This window comes from Spirillospora sp. NPDC052269, assembly GCF_040679435.1.
GTDB lineage: Bacteria > Actinomycetota > Actinomycetes > Streptosporangiales > Streptosporangiaceae > Spirillospora.
Genome location: NZ_JBFAUU010000007.1, coordinates 155,966 through 181,696 on the forward strand (window position 1 = coordinate 155,966; position 25,731 = coordinate 181,696).

The following is a 25,731-nucleotide window of genomic DNA, read 5'->3' on the forward strand; positions in this document are numbered from 1 at the left end:
GTGACGTAGTGCTTACCGTGCGCTGTTCGAGGTCCCTGTGACGGTCACGCGGCCGTGCCGTAGACCGCGCTCAGGACGACGTGCAGCAGGGTCTCGACCAGCTGCTCCCGGGGGAGCGCGGGCTCCTGGTCGGCGAACAGGGCGGTCATGGAGCGCTCGACCATGAGGCTCAGGGCGGTCGCCAGCTCGCGGGCGGGCGGGCCGTCCGGGGCGGCGCCGGCGGCGCGCTCGGCCTCGATGATCGCGGCGTCGCGGTCGACCCACCCGGTCATGAGCCGGGACCAGAGCGCGCCGATCTCGGGATCGCTCGCGCGGGCCGCGTCCGCGGCGGCGGTGACCGCGCGGTGCGAGCCGAAGGCGCCGAGGAACGCGGTCAGGACGTCCCGCCAGAAGGCCGCCGGATCGGCGATGGGGGAGGGCGGGCGCGGGACGATCGCCCGGTCCGCCTCCTCGGCCACCCGGTCGAGCAGCGAGAGCAGGACGTCCTTCTTGGACGAAAAGTAGAAGTAGAAGGTCGGACGGGAGATGCCCGCGCCGGAGGCGAGGTCCTCGATCGAGATCTCGGCCAGGGGACGCTCCGCCAGCAGCCGCTCGGCCGTAGCGAGGATGGCCGCCTCGCGCTCGTCGCCCGACGGGCGCGACGAGCGGCGGCTGCGGGAGGCCCGGTGCGCCGAGGGGCCGTTCGCCGAGGAGTGGTGCGCCGAGGGTCGTGACGTCGCCATGCCTTCGATTCTAAATCCGTCGACTCCAGTCGACACGGTGTCGAGATCTACGACACGTCGGGAACATCGACACTGTGTCGAGAGTTGGAGGGAATAAAGGGACATACGGCTACAAACATCGCGCGCGTCCCCTGTGGCGCGGCGGATCGGGAGGCGATGGCCATGCTGGCCGGACGGCTGCACTTCAACGAGGAAGGCGGACGCGAGTTCCGGGTCGACGAGGTCCCGGTGCCCGAGCCCGGCCCGGACCACGTGCTGGTCAAGGTCGAGGCGGCCGGGGTCTGCCTGTCCGACGCCCACCTCATCGACGGCACCCTGACCCCGTTCCTGCTCACCGCCGACGCGGTCACCCTCGGCCACGAGACCGCGGGCACCGTCCACGCCCTCGGCCCGGGCGTCACCCGTGCGAAGGTCGGCGACCGCGTCCTGCTCCAGGCGGGCGAGGAGCGCGACGGCATGACCTACACGCGCGGCGTCGACTACGACGGCGGATGGGCCGAGTACGCCCTCGCCCGTGTCGACACCCTCGTCGCGATCCCCGACGACCTGCCGTTCGAGCAGGCGTGCTTCGTCCCGGACGCGGTCTCCACCCCGTGGGGCGCGATCACCGCGACCGCCCAGGTGCGTCCGGCCGAGGCGGTCGGCGTGTGGGGCGTCGGCGGGCTTGGCGCGCACGGCGTCCAGCTGCTGCGGATGGCCGGAGCCGCCCCGATCATCGCGGTCGACCCGCTGCCCGCCGCCCGCGAGCGCGCGCTCGAGTTCGGCGCGGACCTCGCCCTCGACCCGGCCGACCCGGGCTTCCGCGATCGGGTCCTCGCCGCCACCGGAGGCCTGGGCGTCGCCGCCGCGTTCGACTTCGCGGGCGTCCCCGCCGTCCGCGAGCAGGCCGTCGCGGCCCTCGCCCCCGGCGGACGCCTCACCCTCGTCGGCCTCACCGACAAGCCCATCACGATCACCGAGGGCACCCTGTTCAGCTTCTTCCAGAAGAAGCTGCTCGGCCACTACGGCTCCACGCCCGAGCACGTCGTCGAACTGGTCAAGCTCCTGCGCACGCACCGGCTCGACTTCTCCCGCTCGGTCAGCGCCGTCATGCCGCTCGCGGACGCCGCCAAGGCCGTCCGGGCGCTGGAGGCCAAGGAGGGTGACCCGATCCGGATCGTCCTCAAGCCCTGACGGCTTCCCCGCGCCGTCCCCGGGTACGCCTGGTGCCGTGACCGGTCGACACGGGAGGGCACCATGCGAGGCGACGGCACCCCGGACCTGGACCGAATCCCCGGCCCGCCAACGCAGGACGGCGTGGAGGCCATCGCGGCGGCCGGGGGGTTGCACAACTACCAGCTGAAACTGCACGCCGAGTACGGTCCGGTCGTCCGGTTCGCCCTGCCCGGCGCGGACGTCGCGGTCTCGGTCGCCGACCCCGTCCTGCTGGAGGCGACGGCCGGGATCGACAAGCGTCCGGAGGCCCTGTTCGCCTTCCTGGCCCCGCTCCAGGAGGCGGGCAACCTCCAGACGCTCCCGGCCGACGAGCACGCGCCGTGGCGCCGGGTGCTCCTGTCCGTCCTGGCCGGACGGCCCTCGCACGAGGCGCACTTCGACCGTTTCGTCGAGCTGACCGTCCAGCTGGCCGCCCGGTGGGAGCGTCAGGGCGAGGTCGAGCTGCAGAAGGACCTGAGCGAACTGTCGCTGCGCATGATCAGCGCCTACGCGCTCGGCGGCGGCCTCTCCCCGGAGCGGTCGGGACGCGTCGTCTCCGCCTTCGAGGACGTCCTGACCGAGTACCTGTCCCGCCTCTACCAGGTCGGATCCGAGGCGGAGCCGCGCGCCGCGTCCTCGCTGGCCTACCTGCGCCGCACCGTGGACGACGTCCTCGCCGCCCATCACGCGGCACCCGGCGACGCCGACCGCACCGACCTGATCGCGGCCCTGGCCAGGGCGGACATCCCGCCGGCCCGGATCCGCGACTCGGCGCTGATGATCATGCTCGCGGCCCACCACACCACCGGCGTCGCGATCTCCTGGACGCTCTACCTGCTCGCCCGCCACCCGGACGCGGCCGCGCGCGCCGCCGCCGAGGTCGACGCCGTCCTGGGCGGACGGGCCGTCCCGGACTACGGCGACCTCAGGCGGATGACCTACCTGGACAGGGTCCTCAAAGAGGCGATGCGCCTGTTCGCGCCGGGCCCCTACGGCGCCCGCGAGGCCACCGAGGAGGTCGCGCTCGGCGAGTACACCGTCCCGGCGGGGACGACGATCTTCTATCCGTTCTGGGCCGTCCACATGAACCCGGAGTACTGGCCCGACCCGGAGCGCTTCGACCCGGACCGGTTCACCCCGGAGGCGTCGGCCGGACGTCCGCGCCTGGCCTACATCCCGTTCGGACTCGGCCCGCGCGGCTGCGAGGGCGCCGCCCTGGCGATGGTCGAGGCCCAGCTCGTCCTGGCCATCCTGCTGAAGCGCTTCCGGTTCCGGCTCGCGCCGGGGCAGACGATCACGCCGATCGAGCGGTTCGTCCTGTGGGCGGACGGCGACATCCGCATGGACGTGACACCCCGATCGGCGGGGACGTGACGTCCACGCGGATCGGGGCGTCCCGCGCCGGGGTCAGTCCTCGTCGAGCCGGCGCTTGATCTTGTCCGGATCGCCGAACAGCGGGGCGTCCAGCCGCTCCCGCAGCCGCTCCATGTCCCGCCGGTCGCGCTTGGTCGGACGGCCCGCGCCGCGGTCCCGCAGCCCGATCGGCATCGTCAGCTCACGCGGCGGCGGAGGCGGACTGTTGTCGATCAGGCACTCCTGCGCCACCGGCGCCCCGACCCGCTTGCGGATGACCTTCTTCACGACGACCACGCGCTCGCGGCCCTCGACCCGCACGCGCACCTCGTCCCCGGCCTTGACCGCCGTGGCGGGCTTGGCGCGCTCGTCGTTCACCCGCACATGCCCGGCCCGGCACGCCGTCGTCGCCTGCGACCGGGTCTTCAACAGCCGAACCGACCAGATCCACAGATCAACCCGTACCGTCTCCTCGCCTGCCATGATCCGCACCCTAGCGCCGCCCCCCGACCGCTCCCGACCCATTTTCCGCGATCACGGTGTGGCGCCGTCCGATGCCGGTGGGGCCGGAGGCAGGCGCAGGATGAAGGTCGAGCCCGCGCCCAGGATGCTGCGGGCCTCGACCGTCCCGCCGTGCGCCTCGACCAGCTTGCGCACGATCGACAGGCCGAGCCCGCTGCCGCCGGTCTGGCGCGAGCGGGACTTCTCGGCCCGCCAGAAACGGTCGAAGACGTGAGGCAGGTCTTCGGCGCGGGGCAGCGGCCGTGTCCGCGCCCTCGCGTCGTCCGGCTCTACGCGATCACGAACCGGCTCGGGAGTCCGACGCCTCTCCGCAGAGGAACACGGCCTCATCGACGAGTGCCTCGGTGACACGGATTCCCGTCAGCCGCTCGGTCAGCGCGAACGCCCCCGAGGTGGACGGCCCGACGTCGTCGCCGTCCTGGTCCAGGTCGAAGCCGATCTGCCGCATGTCGTCGAGCAGCGCGTCGGGCGTGCTGCCCGCCCGGTTCCAGGCGAACAGCGGCTCGAACTCCAGCCGGACGTCGCCGTCCTCGGCCCACATGAAGTCGCCGTGCCCGTTGCCGTCGTTGTAGCGGTGCGAGACCAGCCGGGTCCCCGCCGAGACCGGGCAGATCACGTTGGGCGTGACGCCCAGATGCCCGTTCACCTCAATGGCGAGCGTCCATTCGCCGCCGTCCCCGGGCACGCTCGTCGCGCCGATGAACTGGACGTTCCCGTAGTGCGGCTCGTCCCAGTACTCGAAGGCCGTCTCGTAGAAGTCCAGGTCGAGCGGCCGCGCCTGGTGCAGGATCCGGGCGCCGAGCCGCCGCATGAACTCGTCCGGCGCGACCCCGCGGACCAGCGTGAGGCAGTACGCCGAGAACAGGCCCCCGCCGCCGTCGTCGGCCCACTCGTAGTCGGCGGCGATGGCGTGTGAGCGTCCGGTATCGGATGACATCCGGTCAGCCTAGAGCGCCTGTCTCGTCCCGAAAGGGCTAGTCGCAGACCTTCGAATCGCACGCGAAACACCCCACACCGTGCAAGCATGTGGTCACGAAATGTGCTCCCCGCGCATGTGGGGATGGTCCCGTCTTGCGCCACAGGCGCCGTCCAGTGGTGGCGTGCTCCCCGCGTATGCGGGGATGGGCTGGGCGTGCTGTGGGCGAACCGCGAGGTATGCGGTTCTGTGTATGCGGGATTTGGGGGACGAAGGTAGCTACGTTGGGTCCGTGAGGCTGATCCGGATGCTGCGGGTTTCGCGTGGGGACGTGGGGTTCGCGGCGGTGGCGGCTTTGGTGCTTTTCGGGGTTCCGGCCGTTCGGGGGCTCGCCGGGGAGCGGGCGCTGTGGCCTTGGGGCGGGGTGCTGGTTCTGGTGGCGGCCTCGTCGTTGGCGGCGCGGCGGCGGTTTCCGGTTTCGGTGCTCGTCGTCGTGACGTCGGCGGTGCTGCTGTACTACCCGCTCGGGTATCCGGGCGGGGCGTTCGCGCTGGTGTTCCCGGTCGCGCTGTTCACGGTGGCGGTCGAGCGCCGGTCGTGGGTGGCGCTGACCTTCGCCGGGGTCGTCGAAGGCGTGGCCGTGGGGGCGGGGCTCGTTCGCGGGCGGCGGCTCATGGACGACAACGCGCTGGCGTGGCTGGCGTTGGGCCTGCTCATCACGGTCTGGCTCGGCCACTACGTGCGGGGACGCCGGGCTCGGACGGACGAGGCGGAGCGGCGCGCGGCGGAGGCCGAGGCCACGCGCGAGCTGGAGGCGGAACGGCGGGCCGTCCAGGAGAGGCTGCGGATCGCGCGGGAGCTGCACGACGTCCTCGCGCACCAGATCTCGCTGATCAATGTGCAGGCGGGCGCGGCGCTGCACCGGCGGGACGAGCCGGAGCGGGCGTACACGGCGCTGGAGGCGATCAAGCTGGCGAGCCGCGAGACGCTGCGGGAGCTGCGGACGGCCCTCGGCGTCCTGCGGCAGGTGGACGAGGACGTCGCGGCGGTCGCGCCCGCGCCGTCCCTGGAACGGGTCGGCGAGCTGCTCGACCAGGCGGTCGCGGCGGGCCTCGCGGTCCGGCTGGACGGCCGGGACGCGGCGGCCGGGCTGCCCGTCGAGGTCGATCTGGCCGGGTACCGGATCGTCCAGGAGGCGGTGACCAACGCGGTGCGGCACGCGCGGGCGAGGACGGTCGCGGTGCGGATCGAGAGGTCCGCCGGGGCGCTGGTGGTGCAGGTGGACGACGACGGGCGGGGACCGGTGGACGGGACGGCGGCGGGCGGCGGCGGGCATGGGCTGCGCGGGATGCGGGAGCGTGCGGTGTCGATGGGCGGCGAGGTGACGGCGGGCCCCGGCCCGGACGGCGGGTTCCGGGTGCGGGCGCGGCTGCCGCTGCCCGGGGAGGGGTCCGCGTGATCCGGGTGGTGCTGGCCGACGACCAGACGCTGGTGCGCGCCGGATTCCGTTCGATCCTGGAGGGCGAACCGGACATCGACGTCCTCGGTGAGGCCGAGGACGGCGCGCGGGCGGTGCGGCTGGCGGGGGAGCTGCGGCCCGACGTGGTGCTCATGGACGTCCGGATGCCGGTGCTGGACGGTCTGGAGGCGACCCGCCGGATCGTCGGGGACGCGCGGCTGGCGGGCGTCCGGGTGGTGATCCTGACGACGTTCGACCTGGACGAGTACGTGTACGGGGCGATCCAGGCGGGCGCGAGCGGGTTCCTGGTGAAGGACACCGAGCCGATGGAGCTGATCCACGGGGTGCGGGTGGTGGCGCGCGGGGACGCGCTGCTCGCCCCGGCCGTGACGCGGCGGCTGATCGCCGAGTTCGCGACCCGGCTGGCGGCGCCACCGCCGTCCGGCACCGTGTTGGACGCGCTGACCGTCCGGGAGCGGGAGGTGCTGGAACTGGTCGCGGCGGGGATGTCGAACGACGAGATCGCGCGGCACCTCGTGCTGAGCCATGCGACGGCGAAGACGCACGTCAGCCGCATCCTGGCGAAGGTCGGGGCGCGCGATCGGGCGCAGTTGGTGGTGCTCGCCTACGAGTCGGGCGTGGTGCGCCCCGGCTGGCTCGGCTGACCACGAACGCGAACCCGGTCCCGACCGCGAACGTGAACCGGGCCTGAACGCGGACGCGAACGTGGGATCCGCCTTCGGGAGGCGGATCCCACGCGGCTGTCAGGCGAGCGGTTCCAGGGTTCCGGTCCGCTCCTGAGCGGACGCGGGATGTCGTGCGAGGCGTCCGGGCAGCCAGATTCGGGATCCGAGGTCGTAGGCCAGCGCGGGCAGCAGCAGCGACCGGACGATGACGGTGTCGAGCAGCACCCCGAACGCCACCGCGAAGCCCATCTGCACCATCGCGACCAGCGGCAACGCCGTCAGGGCGGCGAACGTGGCGGCCAGCACGAGACCGGCCGAGGTGATCACGCCGCCGGTGACGGTCAGGCCGCGCACGACCCCTCGCCGTGTCCCGGACCGCTGCGCCTCCTCCCGGACGCGGTGCATCAGGAAGATGGTGTAGTCGACGCCGAGCGCGACCAGGAAGATGAACGCGAGCAGCGGGAACGACGCGTCGCTGCCCGCGAAACCGAACCCGTGCCGGAACACCAGCGCGCTCACACCGAGCGAGGCCAGGAACGACAGCACGACCGTGGCCATCATCAGTAGCGGCGCGACCAGCGCCCGCAGCAGGACGGCGAGGATGAGGAACACCACGGCGAGCACGACCGGGATGATGACCCGGTTGTCGTGCGCGGCGGCGCGGCGGGTGTCGAGCGCGGTGGCGGTGGTGCCGCCGACCAGCGCGTCGTCCCCGACGGCCCTCCGCAGCCGGTCGACGGTGTCCTGCGCGGTACGGCTGTCGGCGGGATCGCGCAGCGTCGCCTCATACCGGACGTATCCCTGCGCGACGACCGGACGTCCGACCTCCGCGACCCCGTCGGTCCCGCGCAGGGTGGTCTCCAGCCCCGGGGCCCGGGACGCCGCGCCGATGACCACGGCGGGAGCGCCGGATCCGGCGGGAAAGTGCCGTGCCATGGCCTGGGCGCCGGTGACCGAGTCGGGCGTGGTGACGAACTGGTCCTTGTTGGACAGGCCGTTCGCCGACAGCGACCCGAGCCCGAACGCCATCGCGGCGAGCACCAGCGACGTCCCCGCCCAGAGCACCCGCGGACGCGTCGCGACGAGCCGTCCGGCGCGTCCCCACAGGCCCTGCGGGTCGTCCGCCGGGGAGGCGCCGGGTTCGTAGCGGGGGACGAGCGGCCAGAAGATCCACCGGCCGAGCGCCACCAGCAGTGCGGGCAGCAGTGTCATCATCGCCGCCAGCGCGGCGATGACACCGGCGGCGGCGACCGGCCCGAGGCCCCGGTTGCTGTTCATCGTCGCCGCCAGCAGGCACAGCAGCCCGACGGCGACCGTCCCGGCCGAGGCGAGGATCGCCGGTCCCGCGCGGTGCAGGGCCGCGGCCATCGCCTCGTGCCGGTCGGCGTGCCGCCGCAGCTCCTCCCGGTACCGCGCGACCAGCAGCAACGCGTAGTCCGTCGCGACGCCGAACACCAGGACGGTCAGGATCCCCGAGGTCTGCCCGTTGAAGGTCAGCCCCGCGTACCGGGCGAGCAGGTACACCGCCGACTGCGACAGCCCGAGCGCGAACACCGCGCTGACCAGCGGGACCAGCCACAGCAGCGGGCTGCGGTAGATGAGCAGCAGCAGCGCGATCACGACGCCCGCCGCGACCATCAGCAGCATTCCGTCCATGGACCCGAACACCGCGCTCAGGTCCGCGACCCCGCCCGCCGGCCCGGTGACGTGCGTCTCCAGCCCCGCGTCTCCGCGCGCGGCGATGGCCCGTGCCGTCTTGACGGCGTCGGCCGCGTCGTCCTTGCGGATCTGGACGAGCGTCCGCAGCGCCCGTCCGTCCTTCGACACGAACGGCCCCTGCATGGCTCCGGCCCCAGGCAGCCGTCCGAAGGCCACTGCGTCGGCCCGCGCCTTGACCTGGTCAGACGCGGTGATACCCGCCGCGCGCTCGTACACGACGACCGCTGTGACGGGCTCCCCGGAGTGGAACCGCTCGTCCAGCTTCACCACCCGCGTCGACTGCGCGCCCGCCGGCAGCCAGCTCGCCGCGTCGTCCTTCTGCACGTCCTTGAGCCGCCCCGAAAGCGGCCCCACGACCACCAGCAGGACGATCCACAACGCGAGCACGCCCCACTTGGCGCGCCTCCCCGAAACGACCGCCACCAGCCGTCCTCCGGAACCCCTCCGGCTCCCGTTCACGATGAGTGCCTCCCAGCTCTCGACCAGGCACTCATCGTCATTCCACCCCCCTCCCCACCGCGTCGGGCCTCAGATGCCACTCCGCCTACACCTCGAGCCGCAACCCCCACCCCGCCCGTACATCCCGAGATGTACGAGGCGTGGCTCTACCGCTGGACGGACGAAGACCGGGTGATGCCGCCGTCAGGGGCTGACGTCCACAGTCGGAACGCCTTCGTCACCCGCGACTCGATCGGGCAACGGAAAGATGCTCTCGGGCAGGAGGATGTGGTCCCGCCAACTGTGGAACTGAACGTGTTGCTCGTCGTCCAACCCGGTGAGACGGCCGGGGCGAGCGCCGGGCAGAGCCAGTTCACTGACGACGACGGCTTCGACGATTCCGGTGTGCGACGAGTGCCGAACGGTCCGGAAGGTGATGAGGAACCAGGTCGTCAACCTGGCGTAGATGTGCTCTTCCAGCAGGTCGGGACGCCCCGCCTCGGCGAGGCTGAAGAGCCCGTCAGCGGTGTGGCGGGGATTGAGGGGCTCGTTCCGACGCGGGTATCCGCTGACCGGATCGGAATCGGGGGACGCCGTCGCCGCGTAGTCCAGCAACTGGCCGATTCCGATGTCCTGGCCGGGATTCACCGAGATGGGGATCTGCTCGTTGTCGGCCGCGGTCCATCCGTGCCTGCGGAGTTCGGAGCGGAGGGCGCCGACACGGGCGATCCAGTCCTTCAGGTCGCCCGAAGACGGCGGCTCCTCGGGTGTCGCGGTCCGGCGGGCCTCCTCGCCGGCGCGGATGGCGGTCCACAGCAGTGGCCAACTCAACCCGAGTGCTTCGAGCTTTCGTCTGGTCCGAGGAGACTCGTTTGGCGGGGTGAGTTCGCTGAACACAGGGCCCTCCGATGCGCGACGGCGCGGCCCGGCGAACAACCGACGGGCCTTCTTCGCGATCGTCGCATTGCGCGTTCGAGCGGTCGAGACGTTTATCTCGGGTGAGAGCGCCCGGCATGATCCGGTGGTCGCCGGGCACGCGGCCAGTGTGCCCGGCGACCACGGGGCAGGTCAGCTCACCGGGGTGAAGGGGTTGGGGGTGGCTCCGGTGAAGCGGTGGAGTCGGGCGCGGGCGGTCTGCTTGGTGACGCCGTTCTCGGTGATCTGGGCGCTCTCGACGACGTAGTAGAGGCCGTCGCCGACGGCGATCAGGCCGAACTGGCCGGACGAGTCGGACCAGCCGCGGACGCCGGTCGCGGCGTCCAGCTCACCGCGCTTCGCGAGGGGGATGACCTTGCCCTTCTCGGCGGTCGGCTGGCCCTCGATCGGTTGGAGCTTGGGCTGGGCCGTCGCGTCCACGGAGAACAGGGCGTAGTTCGGGAAGCCCGGCTTGACGCCCTTGTACGCCGCCATCAGCCAGGTGCCGGAGCTCGGGTCGTACTCAAGGTTCTGGACGCCGTAGGTGGTGTTGCCGGTGTGGACGAAGTACTTGCCGCCGGTCTCGGACGGGCCGCTGGTGTGCGGGGCCTCCTGGGTGAGGGGCTTCTCGAAGCTCTTCCAGCGCGCGATGTCGTACTGCAGGACGACCTGGTAGTCGTTGTCCACGCGTCCGGTGTTGGAGTAGATGCCGTAGGCGACGGACAGGCGCTGCGGGCCGCCGCGCTTGCCGAACGCCGGGCCGAACGCGACGCCGTCGATGCCGCTGCAGCCGTAGCGGTGGTCGGGGGTCGCGCCCGTGTTGCCGTCGAAGACGCCGTCGCCGTTCATGTCGGCGGAGTAGTCGTCCACGACCTCCTTGAGGTAGACGGTCGACACGACGCCCGAATCCTCGGCGTTCATGTTCATCCGGTCGATCTTGTCGCCGTCGAAGATCGCGATGTAGAAGGACTTGGCCTCCTTGTACTCCAGCGATCCGTAGACGCGGCCGTCCTCGTCGTTGAAGTCGAGGTCGCCGAGGTGGCCGGTGAAGCCGACGACCGAGCCGATCGGCTTGCCCGACATGTCGGTCTTCACCAGCAGGTCGGTGAACGAGAAGTACATGTGGCCGCGGCGGCGGTCCACGGCGATGCCCTGCACGTGGGGGGACTGCCATGCCCCGCCGTAGACCTCCTTCGGCAGGTCGGGGCGCGAGAGCGCGCCCGGGCGGGACGGGGAGTCGGCGAAGGCGGCGGCGGGACCGGCGACGGCGAGGGCCGCGCCCAGGACGGAACTCAGCAGCACAGTACGCATGGTGGGTTTCGGTCTCCGGGTGTGAGGTGTTCCGGGCATGGGCGAACCCAGGCCCGACGACGGTCGCGAGAGCGTCCCCTCGCTCGATGATCATCGTTTGGGCCGGAAACGTACCCCGCCTGTCAAGCCCCCCACGCTCGGGTGAACATCGGCCGCGACATCGCGCGACCGCCCCTCCCGGAGGGTGAAAGAGCAGGTCAGCGGTCTGTGGGGGTGGGCCAGGACGGTGTGCCGTCGCGTCCGGCGACGTGCAGCCGCACGCCCCGCGCCCGCAGCGCCTCCAGATCGGACTCGGGCGTGCCGGAGTCCACGATGACCAGGTCGAAGTCGGTCAGCGGCGCGAGCTGGAAGAGACCGTTTTTCGTGAATTTCGTGTGGTCGGCCATGAGCACCCGCCGGTCGGCCGACTCCATCAGCGCCCGCTTGACCGCGACCGTCTCCTGCGACTGGTGGTAGCACTGGCCGTTGGTGATGGCGGTCGTGGACATGAACAGCAGGTCCGCGCGCAGCGACCGGATCGCCTCGGACGTGCGCAGGCCGAGGAAGGCGTCGTAGGCCGGGTAGTACGCGCCGCCGAGCGCGATGAGGTCGACGCCGGACTCGCCGGTCAGCGCGTTCACCGCGGCCAGGAAGTTGGTGATCACCGTGACCGGGCCGCGCCCGGGCAGCAGCCCGGCCAGCTCCAGCGCGGTGGTGCTCTCGTCGATCATCACGGTCGCGCCCGCGCCGACCAGGCCCGCGGCGGCCTCGGCCAGCGCGAGCTTCTCGGCGGCCATGGCCTGGCGGCGGTGCCGGACGTCGCCGTGGTAGCTGGCGGACGGCTCGGCGGTCGCCCCGCCGCGGACCTTGCGCAGCCAGCCGGTGCTCTGCAGCTCGTCCAGGTCCCGGTGGATGGTCATCGTGCTGACCCGGTGCGCCGCGGCCAGGTCCTTGATCCGGACGAAGCCCTCGTCGGTCACCTGCCTGCGGATGGCCTCCCGGCGATGGCGGGTGCTGCCGCCGTCGGCGTCCGGTCCGGTCGTGCTCGGCAGTGTGTCGTCGGTCACCGGGTTCCCTTCTGGGGGTTGCCGGGAGGGGACCCGGCAGGGCGTCGATGTGACGTTCGTGTGGAAAGTAACGTACTACGTACTGTCGACGCCTGCGACGTGCTCCCCGGTGGGAACCGTGCAGTGGTCGGGGAATCCCAGGCCGCAGGCGATGAGCAGTGATGTTCGACGTTACGATCTTCACGTTCGGACCGGTCTAAGTCACAGGTTTTGATGTGAAGTTCACGGCTTCATGTTGACATTCGCGGGTGAACGGGTGTTGTCTTCACATCCGCAGCGGCGCGAAGTCGGCGCTGTTCCACCCCCGGCCCAGCCGCCCGGGTTCCACGGGCGGATCTTCGAGGAGAACTCAGTGAGGAAGCTGTCCTTCCGCTCGGCCGCCGCCGCGGCCGTGGCGCTGGCCGTCCTGGCCCCGGCCGCCGCCTGCTCGTCCAAGGATTCAGGATCCGGAGGCGGCGGCGGGGACAAGGCCAAGGTCGCGTTCCTGATGCCCGACATCGCCTCGACCCGGTACGAGCAGTACGACGCGCCGCTGTTCAAGGCCAAGATGAAGGAACTCTGCGGCGGCTGCGAGGTGCTCTACCAGAACGCCAACGCCGACGCGGCCAAGCAGCAGCAGCAGGCCACCTCCGCGCTCGCCCAGGGCGCCAAGGTCATCGTCATCGACCCGGTCGACTCGGCCGCGGCCGCCTCGATCGTCCGGCTGGCGCAGGCGCGCAAGGCCACGGTCATCGCCTACGACCGGCCCATCCCGGCCGCCAAGGCCGACTACTACGTCTCGTTCGACAACGAGAAGCTCGGCCAGATGATCGGCCAGTCCCTGGTCGACAAGCTGAAGGAGTCCAAGGCCCAGGGCGGCCTGCTCCAGGTCAACGGCTCCCCGACGGACGCGGCCGCCGGCCTGATCAAGAAGGGCATGCACAGCGCGGTCGACCCGAGCGGCTTCAAGCTGCTCGCCGAGTACGACACCCCGGGCTGGGAGCCGGCCAAGGCCCAGGAGTGGGTCACCGGCCAGATCACCAAGTTCCGCACCCAGATCGTCGGCGTCGCCGCCGCCAACGACGGCACCGGCGGCGGCTCGATCGCCGCCTTCAAGGCCGCCGGCGCGAAGGTCCCGCCGGTCACCGGCAACGACGCCGAGCTCGCCGCGGTCCAGCGCGTGGTCTCGGGCGACCAGTACAACACGATCTCCAAGCCCATCAAGATCGTGGCCGAGGCCGCGGCGGTCGCCGCCCACGACTTCGCCCAGGGCAAGAAGCCGCAGGGCAACACCACGCTCTTCGACACCCCGTCCCAGCTGTTCGTCCCGACCGTGGTGACGCAGCAGAACGTCAAGGACGTGGTGAAGCAGGGCGGCGTGCTCACGCCCGCGCAGGTCTGCACCGGCGTGTACGCCCAGGCCTGCACCAAGCTCGGCATCCAGTAGTCCGGCACACGGAAGAGACCTCCGGAACGGACGTCCGGTAACGGGCGTCCGGGTGGCCGGCCCGGCGGCGTCCTCCTCGTCCGCAACCACGAGGAGGACGCCGCCCCACCCCACGGCCCGCCACCCGCCGGACGGTCGGCCCACGGCGTCCTGCCCGGGACGCCGTCAGCCCACGTTGGCGTCGGCCCCACGACGACGTCAGCCCACGAACGCCTCACGAAGGTTCGCCATGTCCTCATCGCCACCCTCGCCGACCCGGTCGGTCGCGGCGGACGCCGGGAAGGCGGGCGGCACGCCCGCGCCCCTGCTGTCGCTGCGCGGCATCAGCAAGTCCTTCGGCGCGGTCGCCGCTCTCACCGACGTCGACCTCGACGTCTCCGCGGGCGAGGTCGTCGCCCTGGTGGGCGACAACGGCGCCGGCAAGTCCACCCTGGTCAAGACGCTGTCCGGAGTGCACCCGCCCACCTCGGGGACCATCACCTTCGAGGGCCGCGAGGTGAGCGTCGCAAGCCCCGCGGCGGCGCAGCAGCTCGGCATCGCCACCGTGTTCCAGGACCTCGCGCTCTGCGAGAACCTCAACGTCATCGAGAACCTGTTCCTCGGCCGCGAGCTGCGCGGGCTCCGCCTGGACGACGTCGCGATGGAGGTCCGCTCGCGCGAGCTGCTCAAGCAGCTCTCGGCGAAGATCCCGTCGGTGCGGGTGCCGATCGCCGGTCTGTCCGGCGGGCAGCGGCAGACCGTGGCGATCGCCCGGTCGCTGCTCGGCGACCCCAAGATCATCATCCTGGACGAGCCGACCGCGGCCCTCGGCGTCGCGCAGACCGCCGAGGTGCTCAACCTCATCGAGCGGCTCCGCGAGCGCGGCCACGGCGTCATCATGATCAGCCACAACATGGCCGACGTGAAGGCGGTCGCCGACACCGTCGCGGTGCTGCGGCTGGGCCGCAACAACGGCGTGTTCGACGCGGCCACCACGTCCGCCGAGGAACTCGTCGCCGCCATCACCGGCGCCACCGACAACGAGGTGACGCGCCGCGCCAGCCGTTCCGCGGGCGGCGCCACCACCGCTGCGGAGCCCGCCGGGACCACCGCCGACAAGGAAGGCGACGCCGATGAGTGACGTCGACGTCCGGCCGCCCGCGGCGGCCGCAGGAGCCGCGGGCGCGGCGGACGAGCCGTCCGGCCTGCGCGGCTCTGTCTCCGCCCTCACCGCCCGGATGCGCGGCGGCGACCTGGGCGTGGCGCCCGTGGTCGCCGGCCTGATCGTCATCTGGACGGTCATGCAGATCCTCAACCCGGTCTTCCTGTCCAGCGACAACCTGTCGAACCTCACCATGGAGATGGTGCCGGTCGGTGTGATCTCGCTCGGCGTGGTCTTCATGCTGCTGGTCGGGCAGATCGACCTGTCGGTCGGCTCGCTGAGCGGCGTCTCCGCGGCGGTCACCGCCGTGCTGTTCGTCGACCAGGGGTTCAACCCGTGGCTGGCGGTGCTCGCCGCCGTCGCGATCGCCTGCCTGATCGGCTGGGTGTACGCGCAGGTCTTCAACCGGTTCGGGGTGCCGAGCTTCGTCATCACGCTCGCCGGCCTGCTCGGCTTCCTCGGCCTGCAGCTGCACGTCCTCGGGCCCAAGGGCGCGATCAACCTGCCGTTCGACTCCAGGCTGGTCACCTTCGCCCAGCTGGACTTCGTCCCGCCGTGGCTCGCCTACACGCTGGTCGTGCTCGCCGCCGCCGCGCTGTACGGCACCGGCCATGCCCGCGCCTCGGCGCGCCGCAAGGCCGGGCTGACCGCGACGTCCCAGCGGGTGCTGATCGCGCGCAGCGTGGCCGTCCTGGCCGGGCTCGTGCTGGCGGTCTGGTACCTCAACCGGGACCGCGGCGTCGGCTGGATGTTCGTGTTCTTCCTGGCCCTGGTGGTCGTCGCGAACTACGTCCTGACCCGCACCAAGTACGGCAAGGCCGTGTACGCGGTCGGCGGCAACGTGGAGGCGGCGCGCCGCGCGGGCATCAACGTCCGCACCATCTACACCTCCGCGTTCGTCATCTGCACCACGCTCGCCGCGATCGGCGGCATCCTCGCCGCGGCGCGGCTGGCCGCGGCCAACCAGAGCACCGGCGCGGGCGACGTCAACCTCAACGCGATCGCCGCCGCCGTCATCGGCGGGACGAGCCTGTTCGGCGGACGGGGCGGCGCGTTCGCCTCCCTGCTGGGCATCCTGGTCATCCAGTCCATCTCCAACGGGCTGACGCTGCTGAACCTGGACTCGTCCTACCGGTTCATGGTCACCGGCGTCGTCCTGATGCTGGCGGTGGCCCTGGACTCGGTCGCCCGCCGCTCGCGTGCCTCAGCGGGCCGGGCCTAGCGGAGAGGGACTCCTTCGATGGCAGTCGTGTGCGTCGACGCGGGAACCACGATGATCAAGGTCGTCGGGTATGACGAGGACGGCGCCGAGCGGGTCGTGGTCCGCCGCCCCACCGAGGTGCGGCGGCCCGCGCCCGGCCACGTCGAGCAGGACATGGACGAGGTCTGGCGGGCCGTGGCGAGCGGCGTGCGCGAGGTGCGCGAGCGGCTCGGCGGCGCGCCGGTGTCCTACCTCGCGGTCACCGCCCAGGGCGACGGCTGCTGGCTGGTGGACGCCTCGGGCCGTCCCACCGGCCCGGCGATCCTCTGGAGCGACGGCCGCGCCGCGGGCACCGTCGGGACCTGGGCCGACGCGGGCGTCATGGACACCGCGTTCCGGACGAACGGCTCGGTGTCGTTCGCCGGGGTGCCCACGGGCATCCTGACCTGGCTGCGCGCGCACGACCCGGAGCGGCTCGCCCGCTCCGCCGCCACGCTCACCTGCGGCGGCTGGATCTTCTCCCGGCTCACCGGCGAGATCGCCGTGGACGAGTCGGACGCGGCCGTCCCCTTCATGGACATCCGCACGCGCGACTACTCCACCGAGCTGCTGCGCCTGTACGACATGGAGTGGGCGCGTCCGCTGCTGCCGGAGATCCGGTCCGACGACCGGCGCGTCGCCGGGCTGACGGCCTGGGCCGCGGACGAACTCGGCGTTCCGGCCGAAACGCCGGTGGTCCTCGCGCCCTACGACGTCGCCTCGACGGCGTTCGGCGCGGGAGCCACCGAGACCGGCCAGGCGTGCGTCATCCTCGGCACCACCGTGTGCACCGAGACGATCGTCGACGCGCCGGACCTGGGCGGCCGTCCGACCGGCCTGACCCTGCCCCTCGGGCTGGCGGGCGGCCGGGATGAAGGCCGCTACCTGCGGTCCTTCCCCACGCTGTCCGGCGGGCAGGTCATCGACTGGGCCTGCCGCCTGCTCGGCATGGACGGCGACCCCGGCGGGCTCGCGGAGCTCGCCGCGCAGGCGCCGCCCGGGGCGGGCGGCCTGGTGTTCCTGCCCTACCTGTCCCAGGCGGGGGAGCGGGTGCCGTTCCTCGACCCCAAGGCGCGCGGCGCGTTCCACGGGCTGACCGTCGACCACGAGCGTCCGCACATGGCGCGGGCCGTCCTGGAGGGACTGACCATGGTCGTCCGGGACTGCCTCGCCGCCGCCGGGACGCCCGCCACCGAGCTGCGCGTCAGCGGCGGCGGCTCGGCCAGCCCGGTGTGGCTGGCGATGATGGCCGACGTCACCGGCGTCCCGGTCGTCCGGACCACCGACGCCGAGGCCGGCGCGCGCGGCGCGTTCCTGGTCGGCGCGGTCGCCACCGGACGGACCGCCACGATCGCCGAGGCCGCGCGCGCCCACGTCCGCGTGGGCGACGCGTACCGGCCCGACCCCGACCGCGCGGAGTTCTACGCGCGGATGTACCAGACCTTCCTCGACGTGCGGAACGCCGCGGCGGCCACCTGGCCGATCCTGGCGGACGCGCGTCACCGTGACCGAACCGACGGGGGGACCCTGTGACCCGGCTCAACGCCCGGGACGAGGCGGTATGGAACGAGCCGGTATGGATCGGCATCGACCTGGGCACCCAGAGCGTCCGGGCCGTCGCCGTGACGGCCGAGGGGGAGGTGCGCGGCGCCGGCGGCCACCCGCTGACCGACCACCGCGACGGCCCCCGGCACGAGCAGGACCCGGAGGAGTGGTGGACGGCCGTGGGCGCGGCCTGCCGCCAGGCACTGCGCGACGTTCCCGCCGAGGCCGTCCAGGCCGTCGCCGTGGACGGCACGTCCGGCACCATCCTGCTCGCCGACACCGCGGGCCGTCCGCTGACGCCCGGCCTCATGTACGACGACACCCGCGCCGCGGGCCAGGTCGAACGCATCAACCGCGCGGGCGGGCACGTCTGGGGACGGCTCGGCTACCAGCGCATGCAGCCCGCCTGGGCGCTGCCCCGGCTGCTGTGGCTGCTGGAGAACCGCCGTGAGCTCGTCGGCGACGGCGTCCGGCTGGCGCACCAGACCGACTTCGTCAACATGCGCCTCACCGGCCACCCCGTCGCGACCGACCTCAGCAGCGCGCTGAAGACCGGCGCCGACCTCATCGCCGAGGACTGGCCCCGGGACGTCCTGTCCGACCTGGGCGTCCCGGACGGCCTGCTGCCCGCGTTGGAACGTTCCGGCACCCCGCTCGGCGCCGTCTCGGCGTCCGCCGCCGAGCACACCGGCCTGCCCGCCGGGATCCCGGTCGTCTCCGGATGCACCGACGGCTGCGCGTCCCAGCTCGGCACCGGACGCCTCACCGTCGGCTCCTGGAACTCCGTCCTCGGCACGACGCTGGTCCTCAAGGGCGTCACCGACGACCTCCTCCAGGACCCGCTCGGCGTCGTCTACTCCCACCGCGCCCCCGACGGACGGTGGCTGCCCGGCGGCGCGTCCAGCACCGGCGCGGGCCGCATCAGCCTCGACTTCCCCGGCCGCGACCTGGCCGAACTCGACCGCGCCGCCGCCGCGTACGAGCCGTCCGACACGGTGACCTACCCGCTGGTGTCGGCGGGGGAGCGGTTCCCGTTCGTCGCCGCGGACGCGCGCGGCTTCGTCCTCGGCGAGCCCCGCGACGACGCCGAGCGGTTCGCCTCGATCCTGCAGGGCGTCGGGTACGTCGAGCGGCTGTGCTTCGACTACCTCGCCATGCTCGGCGCGCCCGTCGACGGTGACCTCACCCTGACGGGCGGCGCCGCCCGCAGTACCTACTGGAGCCAGCTGCGCGCCGACATCCTCGGCCGCCCGGTGATCCTGCCCGAGCACGCCGAGCCCGCGCTCGGCGCGGCCGTCCTCGCCGCCTCGGCCGGACGGGCGCTGCCCGAGGTCGCCGCCGGGATGGTCTCCGTCCGCGCGACGCTGGACCCCCGACCCACCCACCACACCCGGTTCGACGACGGCTACCTGAGCCTGGTCGGCGAACTGGAACGGCGCGGCTGGCTGCCTCAGCCGGTCGCCGAGCACGCACGGGAAAGGACGCCCGCATGACCCGCCTGGTCCTGGTCCGCCACGGTGAGACCGAATGGCACGCCGAGAACCGGTACGCCGGGGTCTCCGACGTCGCGCTGACCCCGCGGGGGCTCGAGCAGGCCGGACTCCTGGCCGGCTGGGCGCAGGGGGCGGGACTGTCCGCGCTCTGGTCGTCCGACCTCACCCGCGCCCGGCTCACCGCGTCGTTCAGCGCCGAGGCCACCGGCCTGCCCCTGCAGGTCGACCCGCGCCTGCGCGAGCTCGACTTCGGACGCGCCGAGGGACTCACCCGCGCCGAGATGCGCGAACGCTTCCCCGACGCCCTCCGGGCCTTCCACGACGACCCGGTCAGCGGCCACCTCCCCGGCGGCGAGGACCCGCAGGCCGCCGCCGAGCGCTTCACCTCCTGCCTGGACGACATCATCGCCCGGCACCCGGACGGTCGCGTCATGGTCGTCGCGCACACCACCGCGATCCGCCTGGTGCTGTGCCACCACCTCGGCATGCCGCTGAGCGATTACCGCCGGGTGTTCCCGTCGGTGGGCAACTGCGCGCTGACCGAGCTGAAGATCACCGACGGACGCGCCGCCCTGCTGGAATTCAACACCCCGCTGCGCGGCGCCCTCGGCGTCCCGTGCAACGGCGACCGCGCCCAGACCACGACCGCGCACTAGGAGTCAACGATGACCACCCGTGTCCTCGCCGCAGGCGACCACTTCGTCCTCAACCGGCTCCTGGTCGACGCCGTCCGCGCCGAGACCTCCGCCGACCTGGCGTTCTCCGAGCTCACCCTGCCCTGGCCCGTCGTGCCGTTCGGCCGCGTCGCCGAGGTGGACGAGGCGTCCGGCACCGAGGACGAGCTCATCGAGGCACTCCAGGGCGTCCAGGTCTGCGTCACCCAGATGGCGCCGCTGACCCGGCGCGTCCTCGAGGCGTGCCCCGACCTGGCGTTCTTCGGCGTCAGCCGCGGCGGCCCGGTCAACGCCAACCTGGAGGCCGCCACCGAGCACGGCGTCGCGGTCGCCTTCGCCCCCGGACGCAACGCCGCCGCCACCGCCGAGCACACCCTCGGCATGATCATGGCGGCCGTCCGGCGCATCCCGCAGACCCACACGGACCTGCACGCGGGCCTGTGGCGCGGCGACTACTACCGGTACGAGGAGGTCGGCCCGGAGATCGAGGGAAGCACCGTCGGCCTGGTCGGCTACGGCGCCGTCGGCAGCCGCGTCGCTCGCATGCTCAACGCGCTGGGCGCCCGCGTCCTCGTCCACGACCCGTACGCGACCGACCTCGGCGACGTCGCCGAACTGGTCTCGCTGGACGAGCTGCTCTCCCGCGCGCAGATCCTGTCCCTGCACGCCCGCGTCACCCCGGAGACCACCGGGATGATCGGCGCCGCCGAGCTCGCCGCCCTCCCCGAGGGCGCCGTCGTCGTCAACTGCGCCCGCGGCGCCCTGCTCGACTACGACGCCCTCTGCGACTCCCTCGACAAGGGCCACCTGTACGCCGCCGCCTGCGACGTCTTCCCCGAGGAGCCGATCCCGGCCGGATCCCGGCTCCTCTCCACACAGAACCTCACCGTCACCCCGCACCTGGCCGGCGCCAGCAAGCAGACCGCCGTGAACGCCGCCCGCATCCTCGCCAAGGACGTGGCCCGGCACCTCAACGGCGAGCCCCTCCTGCACTGCGCCAACACCGAGGTCCTCGGCGCCAAGTGACCTTCCCGGAGACCCCCGGCACCGGTCGGTGCCGGGGGTCTTTTCACGTCTCAGACCGACGTCTCGATGGTGACCATGTCCGTGCCGACGTCCGTCAGTCGCGATCCAGGGCGGCCAGGACGGTGAGGCGGGCGGCCTTCGCGGCCGGCATCGCCGCCGCCGCCAGGCCGACGAGGACCGCGGCGAGGACGGTCGCGCCGAGCATGGGCCAGGGCACAGCGAGGACGTCCTGTCCGGGGCCCGCGCCGTGCTGGAGGGCGAGGCCCCAGGCGAGGCCGAGCAGGACGCCGAGGGCCGTGCCCAGGACGGCGACCAGCACGGCCTCGAGCCGGATCATCCAGCGCACCTGGGCCCGGGACGCGCCGACGGCCCGCAGCAGGCCGATCTCACGGGTGCGCTCGGTGACCGCGAGGACCAGGGTGTTGACCACGCCGAGCACGGCGATGAGGACGGTCAGTGCCAGGAGCCCGTACACCAGGGCGAGCATGTCGCCCATCCGGGCGCGGACGAACGCCTTGTAGGCGGTGCGGTCCTGGACGGTCACCTGCGGGAACCCGGCCACGGCCCGCCTGAGGGCGGCGCCGACCTCCGCGGTGTCGGCACCGTGGGCGGCGGAGACGTACATCCGGGAGTCGGGGGTCGTGGGGGAGAGCCTCGCCAGCAGGTCGATCCCGACCATCGGCGCGGTCCGGTTGCGGCCGATGCTGGTGCCCGCGGGCTCCTCCTTCTGCAGGGCCCCGACGGTGAGGGACATCGGCCGGCCGCCGGGTGACTGGAGGACGACCCGGCTCCCCACGGCCAGGCCGAGGTCGCGGGCGACGCCGTCCACCATGATGACCTGGCCGTGCGCCAGGGCGTAGGAGGCGGAACCGCCGGTGTACGTCTCGTGCATGACGTCGGGGAACGCCGGATCGGTTCCGTACAGGCTGAGCCCGGCGGACCTGCTCCCGGCCGTGAGGGTGACGCGGGCGACGCGTTCGCGGACGGTCCGCCCGACGCCCGGAACGCGCCGGACGGCGTCGACGGCCTCATGGCCGAAGCCGACCTCTCCACGCTGCCCGCCCAGGACGAAGTCCGCGCCGAGCATGGCGTCGGCCCGTGCCTCCACGGTGGCGCGGACGGAGCCGACCTCCACCGACAGCGCCGTGGCGACCGCGATGCCGATCATCAGCGCCCCGGCGGTGGCGGCGGTCCGGCGCGGATGGCGAAGCGCGTTCCGCGTCCCGACCGTGCCGACGGGGCCGAGGAACCGGACGTATCCGGCGGTCAGGACGGGCACCGCCCTGAGCACCAGGACCGGTCCGAGGACGATGACCGCGACGAGGCTGAGCAGCACGCCCAAGGGCACGACGGGACTCCCGAGGACGAGCAGGACCGCGCCCGCGAGCAGCAGGAGCGAACCCGTGACCGTACGGGCGCGGGACACCCCGGCCGGCGGCTCGACGCTTTCGCGGAGCGCGGCCATCGGCGGAACGCGTCCCGCGCGGCGGGCGGGCTGCCGGGCCGCCAGCAGCGTGACGCCGACGCCGACGCCGACGCCGTAGGCGGCCAGTGGTGTGGTGGCGGAGAAGCCGAGGGGCGCGTGCCGCAGGTTCAGCCCCAGCACCGTCATCGCCTGTTCGAGGCAGGCCACCAGGCCGATGCCCGCGAGCAGGCCGAGGGTCGAGCCGAGGACCCCCAGTACCAGCGCTTCGAGGCGGACCGACCGGACGACCTGGCGGCGGTCGGCCCCGAGGGCGCGCAGCAGGGCGAGTTCGCCGGTCCGCGCGCCGACGAGCATGGAGAACGTGTTGAAGATCAGGACCCCGCCCACCAGCACTGCCACCGCGGCGAAGGACAGCGTCCAGGTGCCCAGCGTCCCGGCGAGGTCGCTGGTTCCGGCGGCGGCCGCGCTTCCGGGCAGCGTCGTGGCCGCGCCCCCCAGGGCCGCGGCGACGCGTCGGCGCAGCTCGGTGGCGGTGACCCCTGGGGCGGCGTCCACCCGGATCGAGGTGAGCGTCCCGGGCCGTCCGAGCAGGCGGCGCTGGGCGGTGACGGTGTCGAAGTAGGCGCGGGTGCCGCCCGGGCCGGCCGTCCGGAAGGCGGCGATGCCGGTGATCCGCGCCTGGAACGTGCCGGGGAGCGCCACCACGCGGATGACGTCGCCGATGCCGAGCCGCGCCTGGTCCATCGAGTCACCGTCGAGGACGACCTGGTCCGGCCCGTTCGGTGGGCGGCCGGAGGCCAGGCGCACGGGACTCCGGCCGGACGCCGGCCAGTTTCCGGCCAGCACCGGGGAGGCGTCCTTGCCGAGGCCGCTCAGCCGGAGGGCCGACGCCGTGTCGATCCCGCGCCCCGACATGGTGGTGAGCGTCGTGCTCTGGACGGTCACGTCGCCGAAGGCCGCCTTGGCACCGGGAACCCCGCGGACCCGGGCGAGCAGGCCCTCGGGAAGGGTGCCGCCGTCGCCCCGGGCAGCCTGCTGCGCCACGTCCTCGGCGCTGCGGACCGGGCCGTTGCGAGGCGCGGTCACCAGGACGTCCGGTGCGGTGCCGTGCGGCCCGCCGAAGGAGACCTCGACGGCCTGGGTGAACATCAGGGAGCCCGTCACGAACGCCACCGAGAGGACCACCGCCGAGCACGAGAGGACGAGCCGCGCCTTGCGCGCGACCAGGCCGCGAAGGGCGATCCTGAGCATCGGCGCACGGCCGGGGAGCCGCGCTCTGAGTCGGGGACGGGTCCGGTCCCGTCGTCTGGGACGGGGCCGGTCCCGCCGTCCGGGGCGGATTCGGGGTGGGTCTTCGCGCTGGGGCATGGCCGCTCCGTGAGTGCTGGTCGGGACCGCTTCACGGTGCCGGTCCGGCGGGCCGTCGCGAATCGGGCCGCGGGCCCTTTCGCGGCTCCGACCCGAGGGGCCGCGCGGAGCGGCGGATCCGTCCGGGGACAGGTCCGGCATCGGCCCGGAGGCGGAGCGGAAGCCTCCGCCCACAGGCGGATGCCCCGGCGTGCCACGGCGGGCTATCGTCACGCGGTGAACACCCGTCCACCGCTGCTGAAGCGCCTGACCTGGCGGCAGCTCGTCGCCGTCGACGTGCTGGCCGCCGTGGTGCTCCTGGCGGCCGGCCGTCCGACCGACGCGCAACTGGCCCGCAACGGCCTGTCGGCCGAACTCTGCTATGTGCTGCTCGCGATGTCGGCCGGAGCGGTGGCGATCCGGCGGCCCTGGCCGTTCGCCGCCCTGGGGACGTCCCTGGCGGCCTACCTGGGGCTGGCGCTCCACGGCTTCGCCAAGTTCCCGACGATGGCGGTGGCGCTGGTCCTCTACCTGGTCGCGGCGTCCCGTCCGCGCGGGAGGGCCCTGACCGCGCTGGTCGTGACGGAGCTGGCGGTCGGGCTCGGCTGCGCCCTCGCCGCATCGTCCGGCGCGCCGGGCTCCCTCTCCTTCGGAGCCGACTGGCGGGACCTGTGGTTCGGGCAGAGCACCGCGCTCCTCGGCTTCTGGACGACCGGTTTCATGCTGCGGACGCAGCGCAGATACGAACGTCACCTCCAGGCCCAGGCCGAGCGCAGCGCGCGGGACCGGATCGAGGAGGCCCGGCGCACCGTCACCCGGGAGCGGATGCGGATCGCCCGCGAACTGCACGACGTGGTGGCGCACAGCATGAGCGTCATCGCCGTCCAGGCGGGCGTCGGGCACCACGTCGCGGGCGCGCGCCCGGACGAGGCGGCCAAGGCCCTCGCCGCCATCGAGACGACCAGCCGGTCCGCGCTCCGCGAGATGCGCGGGCTGCTCAGCGTCCTGCGCGAGGAGACCATGGACGACACCGCCGAGCCGTTCCTCGCCACGCCGGGCCTGGCCGACCTCGAGCGGCTCGCCGAACAGACCGAGCAGGCCACCGGGCTGCGGGTCGAGCTCCGGATCGACGGAGATCCGGGAGAACTACCCCCGGCACGTGAACTGGCGGGATACAGGATCGTGCAGGAGGCGCTGACCAACGTGGTGAAACACGCGGACACCGACCGGGTGCGCGTCCGGATCGTCCGAAGAGAGACGGATATGGAGATCGAGGTGACCGACGAGGGAACCGGGCCGCCCGGCGGCGAGACCGTCACCAGTGGGCACGGCCTGGTCGGGATGCGCGAACGGGTCGCCCTCTACGGCGGCGAGTTCTCCGCGGGCCCCCGTCCCCTCGGCGGATTCCGTGTCTGGGCCCGCCTCCCGATCGGCGGCGCGGAATGATCGGCGAGACGCTGCGGGTCGCGGTCTGCGACGACCAGACGCTGGTGCGGGCGGGCTTCCGGGTGCTCATCGACATCACGGACGGCCTGACCGTCGTCGGCGAGGCCGGAACCGGCGACGAGGCCGTCGACCTGATCCGCCGCGAGCGTCCCGACGTCGCCCTGATGGACATCCAGATGCCCGGGACGGACGGCATCGAGGCGACCCGGCGGCTGCTCACGGGCCCCGACCCCGTCCCCGTCCGGGTGCTGGTCCTCACCACCTTCGACCTCGATCGCTACGTCTTCGCCGCACTGAGCGCCGGGGCCAGCGGATTCCTCCTCAAGGACACCCCGCCGAACGACCTGCTGGCCGCCATCCGCGTCGTCGCCGGCGGCGACGCGCTGCTGTCCCCCCGCGTGACCCGGCGCCTGGTCGCCGAGTTCGCCCGCCGCCCCGCCGTCGCGGCCGAGGCCGCGGGCCGCCTCGCCGACGTCACCGACCGCGAGCGCGAGGTCCTGGTGGAGATCGCGCGCGGCCTGTCCAACACCGAGATCGCCACCGAACTCCACATGTCCGTCGCCACCGCCAAGTCCCACGTCAGCCGCCTCCTCGCCAAACTCGCCGCCCGCGACCGCGCCCAACTCGTCATAGCCGCCTACGAATCCGGCCTCATGACCCTGGGCGCCCCCTGACCAGCCCCCGCC

General features: G+C 73.0%; 21 protein-coding genes and 1 pseudogene. 13 read left to right on the plus strand and 9 right to left on the minus strand.

The features are described from left to right. Positions 1 to 44: 44 nt before the first annotated feature. Positions 45 to 722, minus strand: coding sequence for a TetR/AcrR family transcriptional regulator (locus AB0L06_RS16860; protein ID WP_500231916.1), 678 nt, complete (start codon positions 720 to 722; stop codon positions 45 to 47). A 156-nt stretch (positions 723 to 878) separates the two neighbouring features. Here AB0L06_RS16860 and AB0L06_RS16865 point away from each other — a divergent pair, with 156 nt between their 5' ends. Then, positions 879 to 1,895: a zinc-binding dehydrogenase gene (locus AB0L06_RS16865; protein WP_500231917.1), complete on the plus strand. Its 1,017-nt coding sequence runs from the start codon at positions 879 to 881 to the stop codon at positions 1,893 to 1,895. A gap of 63 nt (positions 1,896 to 1,958) precedes the next feature. Beyond that, on the plus strand, positions 1,959 to 3,290 hold the full coding sequence (locus AB0L06_RS16870; RefSeq protein ID WP_500231918.1) for a cytochrome P450: 1,332 nt from the start codon (positions 1,959 to 1,961) through the stop codon (positions 3,288 to 3,290). A gap of 33 nt (positions 3,291 to 3,323) precedes the next feature. Here the strand turns inward: AB0L06_RS16870 and AB0L06_RS16875 are convergent, their stop codons facing one another. From AB0L06_RS16875 to AB0L06_RS16885, 3 genes and pseudogenes are all read right to left on the minus strand, one after another. After that, the gene (locus tag AB0L06_RS16875; protein WP_500231919.1) at positions 3,324 to 3,752 is read right to left on the minus strand and encodes an RNA-binding S4 domain-containing protein; all 429 of its coding nucleotides are present in this window, start codon (positions 3,750 to 3,752) and stop codon (positions 3,324 to 3,326) included. Between the two features lie 51 nt (positions 3,753 to 3,803). Continuing rightward, positions 3,804 to 4,019: pseudogene (locus AB0L06_RS16880) on the minus strand (sensor histidine kinase); the annotation flags it as partial. A gap of 49 nt (positions 4,020 to 4,068) precedes the next feature. Further along, complete coding sequence (locus AB0L06_RS16885) at positions 4,069 to 4,728, minus strand: DUF6461 domain-containing protein (protein WP_500231920.1); 660 nt, start codon at positions 4,726 to 4,728, stop codon at positions 4,069 to 4,071. A gap of 271 nt (positions 4,729 to 4,999) precedes the next feature. On the opposite strand from AB0L06_RS16885, the gene AB0L06_RS16890 reads away from it, so the two are divergent. Both AB0L06_RS16890 and AB0L06_RS16895 read left to right on the plus strand, forming a co-directional pair. Further along, the gene (locus AB0L06_RS16890; RefSeq protein ID WP_500231921.1) at positions 5,000 to 6,166 is read left to right on the plus strand and encodes a sensor histidine kinase; all 1,167 of its coding nucleotides are present in this window, start codon (positions 5,000 to 5,002) and stop codon (positions 6,164 to 6,166) included. Next, positions 6,163 to 6,831, plus strand: coding sequence for a response regulator (locus tag AB0L06_RS16895; RefSeq protein ID WP_500231922.1), 669 nt, complete (start codon positions 6,163 to 6,165; stop codon positions 6,829 to 6,831). The genes AB0L06_RS16890 and AB0L06_RS16895 overlap by 4 nt, the downstream gene beginning before the upstream one ends. Positions 6,832 to 6,930: 99 nt before the next feature. Here AB0L06_RS16895 and AB0L06_RS16900 read toward each other — a convergent pair whose 3' ends face one another. The 4 genes from AB0L06_RS16900 to AB0L06_RS16915 all read right to left on the minus strand — a co-directional run bounded on the left by AB0L06_RS16900 (position 6,931) and on the right by AB0L06_RS16915 (position 12,281). Further along, a complete protein-coding gene (locus AB0L06_RS16900) occupies positions 6,931 to 8,994 on the minus strand; it encodes an MMPL family transporter (protein WP_500231923.1) in 2,064 nt (687 codons plus the stop codon). A 219-nt stretch (positions 8,995 to 9,213) separates the two neighbouring features. Continuing rightward, positions 9,214 to 9,945 (minus strand): hypothetical protein, encoded by a 732-nt coding sequence (locus AB0L06_RS16905; protein ID WP_500231924.1) that lies wholly within the window; start codon positions 9,943 to 9,945, stop codon positions 9,214 to 9,216. Between the two features lie 132 nt (positions 9,946 to 10,077). Continuing rightward, on the minus strand, positions 10,078 to 11,226 hold the full coding sequence (locus tag AB0L06_RS16910) for a hypothetical protein (protein WP_500231925.1): 1,149 nt from the start codon (positions 11,224 to 11,226) through the stop codon (positions 10,078 to 10,080). A gap of 206 nt (positions 11,227 to 11,432) precedes the next feature. Then, positions 11,433 to 12,281, minus strand: a complete 849-nt coding sequence (locus AB0L06_RS16915; protein WP_500231926.1) for a DeoR/GlpR family DNA-binding transcription regulator — start codon at positions 12,279 to 12,281, stop codon at positions 11,433 to 11,435. Positions 12,282 to 12,633: 352 nt separating this feature from the next. Between AB0L06_RS16915 and AB0L06_RS16920 the strand changes: the two genes are divergently transcribed. The 7 genes from AB0L06_RS16920 to AB0L06_RS16950 all read left to right on the plus strand — a co-directional run bounded on the left by AB0L06_RS16920 (position 12,634) and on the right by AB0L06_RS16950 (position 20,826). After that, positions 12,634 to 13,707 (plus strand): substrate-binding domain-containing protein, encoded by a 1,074-nt coding sequence (locus AB0L06_RS16920; protein ID WP_500231927.1) that lies wholly within the window; start codon positions 12,634 to 12,636, stop codon positions 13,705 to 13,707. A 229-nt stretch (positions 13,708 to 13,936) separates the two neighbouring features. Beyond that, positions 13,937 to 14,827, plus strand: a complete 891-nt coding sequence (locus tag AB0L06_RS16925) for an ATP-binding cassette domain-containing protein (protein WP_500231928.1) — start codon at positions 13,937 to 13,939, stop codon at positions 14,825 to 14,827. Beyond that, positions 14,820 to 16,070: a sugar ABC transporter permease gene (locus AB0L06_RS16930; protein WP_500231929.1), complete on the plus strand. Its 1,251-nt coding sequence runs from the start codon at positions 14,820 to 14,822 to the stop codon at positions 16,068 to 16,070. The genes AB0L06_RS16925 and AB0L06_RS16930 overlap by 8 nt, the downstream gene beginning before the upstream one ends. An 18-nt stretch (positions 16,071 to 16,088) precedes the next feature. Next, positions 16,089 to 17,621, plus strand: a complete 1,533-nt coding sequence (locus AB0L06_RS16935; RefSeq protein ID WP_500231930.1) for an FGGY family carbohydrate kinase — start codon at positions 16,089 to 16,091, stop codon at positions 17,619 to 17,621. Next, on the plus strand, positions 17,618 to 19,126 hold the full coding sequence (locus AB0L06_RS16940) for an FGGY-family carbohydrate kinase (protein ID WP_500231931.1): 1,509 nt from the start codon (positions 17,618 to 17,620) through the stop codon (positions 19,124 to 19,126). The genes AB0L06_RS16935 and AB0L06_RS16940 overlap by 4 nt, the downstream gene beginning before the upstream one ends. Then, positions 19,123 to 19,782, plus strand: coding sequence for a histidine phosphatase family protein (locus tag AB0L06_RS16945; RefSeq protein WP_500231932.1), 660 nt, complete (start codon positions 19,123 to 19,125; stop codon positions 19,780 to 19,782). The genes AB0L06_RS16940 and AB0L06_RS16945 overlap by 4 nt, the downstream gene beginning before the upstream one ends. Positions 19,783 to 19,791: 9 nt before the next feature. Beyond that, positions 19,792 to 20,826 (plus strand): 2-hydroxyacid dehydrogenase, encoded by a 1,035-nt coding sequence (locus AB0L06_RS16950; protein ID WP_500231933.1) that lies wholly within the window; start codon positions 19,792 to 19,794, stop codon positions 20,824 to 20,826. Between the two features lie 94 nt (positions 20,827 to 20,920). On the opposite strand, the gene AB0L06_RS16955 is transcribed toward AB0L06_RS16950, so the two are convergent. Continuing rightward, on the minus strand, positions 20,921 to 23,503 hold the full coding sequence (locus AB0L06_RS16955; protein ID WP_500231934.1) for an ABC transporter permease: 2,583 nt from the start codon (positions 23,501 to 23,503) through the stop codon (positions 20,921 to 20,923). A gap of 333 nt (positions 23,504 to 23,836) precedes the next feature. On the opposite strand from AB0L06_RS16955, the gene AB0L06_RS16960 reads away from it, so the two are divergent. Continuing rightward, positions 23,837 to 25,045: a sensor histidine kinase gene (locus tag AB0L06_RS16960; RefSeq protein WP_500231935.1), complete on the plus strand. Its 1,209-nt coding sequence runs from the start codon at positions 23,837 to 23,839 to the stop codon at positions 25,043 to 25,045. Continuing rightward, on the plus strand, positions 25,042 to 25,719 hold the full coding sequence (locus tag AB0L06_RS16965; RefSeq protein ID WP_500231936.1) for a response regulator transcription factor: 678 nt from the start codon (positions 25,042 to 25,044) through the stop codon (positions 25,717 to 25,719). Before AB0L06_RS16960 ends, AB0L06_RS16965 begins: the two co-directional genes overlap by 4 nt. The last annotated feature ends 12 nt before the right edge of the window (positions 25,720 to 25,731 follow it).